Raw genomic sequence first — 2088 nt, 5'->3', positions numbered from 1 at the left:
ACCGACTCAAGCAGTGCCGCAGTGTCGCCACCCGCTACGACAAGACCGCCACCTCGTACCAGGCCACCGTCACCATCGCCGCGCTACTGCAATGGTTATAAACCTTTGAAGACACTGCCTAGCCCCTCCCGGTGATCCCGACGTCCCCGGTGGTCAGGAACGGGGTCGCGCTGGTCTGGCTGCGGCCGAAGCGGTCGGTGTAGCGGATCACCGGGGCGTACCCGTGGCCGAGCAGGTAGACGTTCGCGCCGTCGAGGCGCAGCGGCGAGTTGACCGAGAACTCGGCCGGGCGCGGGGCGCCACCGTCCTCGTCGACACTCACCTTCGCGTTGAAGAACTCGGGCTGGCCGTTGGACTCCAGGAACCGCGTCTCGAAATCGTCGAGCCGCATGCAGAAGCCCGGCAGATCGGCGCTGCCCACGCGGGCGCCGAAGTTCGTCTCGGCGTACTGCTGCTGGGTGTTGCAGAACGCGTTGTCCGCGCCGGCTACCAGGAGGCGGTTGCCGCTCCAGCCGTACCACGAGCCGAGCGCGACGCCGACCAGCACCACCACCATCGAGGTGTGGAAGAGCAGGTTGCCGGTCTCCTTCAGGTAGCCCTTCTCGGCGGAGACCTCGTCGCCCCGGACCACCACGCGCCAGCGGCGGCGGCGCAGCGACTCGGCGATCGCGGCGGCTCCCCCGGGCGGGGCGGCGAGGACGGCGTGCTGGGGCAGGCGGTCCAGCCGCTTCGGGACGGCGGGCGGCTGCGAGCGCAGGGCCCGCACGTGGTCGCGGAGGCGGGGCGTGATGCAGCCGATCAGCGACGTGAAGAGCAGCAGGTAGATCGCCGAGAACCAGACCGACCCGAACGCCTCGAAGGCGCCAAGCCGGTCGAGCACCGGGGCCAGGTCGGGGTGGGCGGCGAAGTAGTCCCGTACGTCCTCGGGGTTGACGCCGCGCTGCGGGAGGACGGAGCCGGGGATCGCGGCGACCGCGAGCAGGAAGAGCAGCACCAGCGCGGTACGCATGCTGGTGAGCTGCCGCCACGAGTTGCGCAGCAGCGCCAGGACCGGGTTGGGGCGGCGCCGGGGCGCCTCGGCCGGCGGGGCCGGCCGGTCGTCCACGACGGTCATCAGATGCTCACCTCACGGGCGCCGACGGTCGCCTGCAACGAGTTTGTGCCTTCTTGTGTTGGCTTCCTGGACGAGATCCACCACCTTCGGCTGGGCGGTTTTCAGGGGTGGGCGGCCTCCACGACTGAGCCACATCCACGTAACGCCTGCCGTCCACGTCGTACACCCATTGCCCCTCTCGACCCGATGAAGCGCGGCCTGCCGCCACGGCACGGAAAGCACACCAGGTAGTTCTGCGGGCCTGGCGAATCGCGCACACGCTCCCTACCACCGGGCTCTGTCATTCTGCCTATGTCGGTTCTCCCGGTGCTATAAGCCCTCACCGCCGGAGTTGGGCGGGGAAGCAGGTCGAGGTTGTTCCTGCCCGGATGCCCTTCGCCCGTCTGCCCGTCATAAAGCAGGCCAAGTGCTCGCAGATCGGCTTGCCGCCGCGCCTGAAGGAGATTCGCCTTCCTTTCCACGTTCTCCATCCACCTACCCAGCTTGATCCCGTTCGAGGCGACGTAGCTACGGTGCACTCGCAGTGCCCGAACTCACGGTGAAACGCCTCGGCAGCTGCCAAGGCGTCGCGCCATCGCTGTTCCCTGACCAGCGGGCGGTCCCAGAGCACGCTCAGGTCGGTCAGGGCGCCCTGCTGCTCGAACTCAGATGGCGGCCTTGGAGCCGCTGGTGGTAGAGCCAGAAGCCGAGGCGATACCCGTCAGCTGTCCGATAGGACTGTGGAACGTTCACATTGCCGTACTCAGCCCTTGTACCATCGCGCCCGCAGCAGGCTCCGGTGCCAGTCCCGGGGCCAGGGCGGGCTCCACTCGGGGTCTAGGTTGCGTAATGCGTCGCGCCGCTCCTGGGGCAGTTTGTCGGCCCGGCGCCTCTGATTGGCTAGTAGTGCTTTGTTAGGTTGGTGGTCGTCGTTTCCGTCGGATGGTTCTGATCTTGCGTCGGCAGGTGGGGCATGCGCCGGTCCAGGTGGCGAG

The 2088-nt window shown here is 68.2% G+C and carries 2 pseudogenes; both read right to left on the bottom strand.

The features are described 5' to 3' along the window. Positions 1-127: 127 nt before the first annotated feature. Positions 128-1114: pseudogene (locus tag AB0873_RS32360) on the bottom strand (cytochrome c biogenesis protein ResB); the annotation flags it as partial. Positions 1115-1735: 621 nt separating this feature from the next. Next, a pseudogene (locus AB0873_RS32355) lies at positions 1736-1852 on the bottom strand (helicase associated domain-containing protein); the annotation flags it as partial. Positions 1853-2088: the final 236 nt, after the last annotated feature.

This window comes from Micromonospora sp. NPDC047707 (assembly GCF_040704235.1).
Taxonomy (GTDB): Bacteria; Actinomycetota; Actinomycetes; order Mycobacteriales; family Micromonosporaceae; genus Micromonospora.
This window is presented reverse-complemented; position numbering and strand designations above follow the sequence as displayed.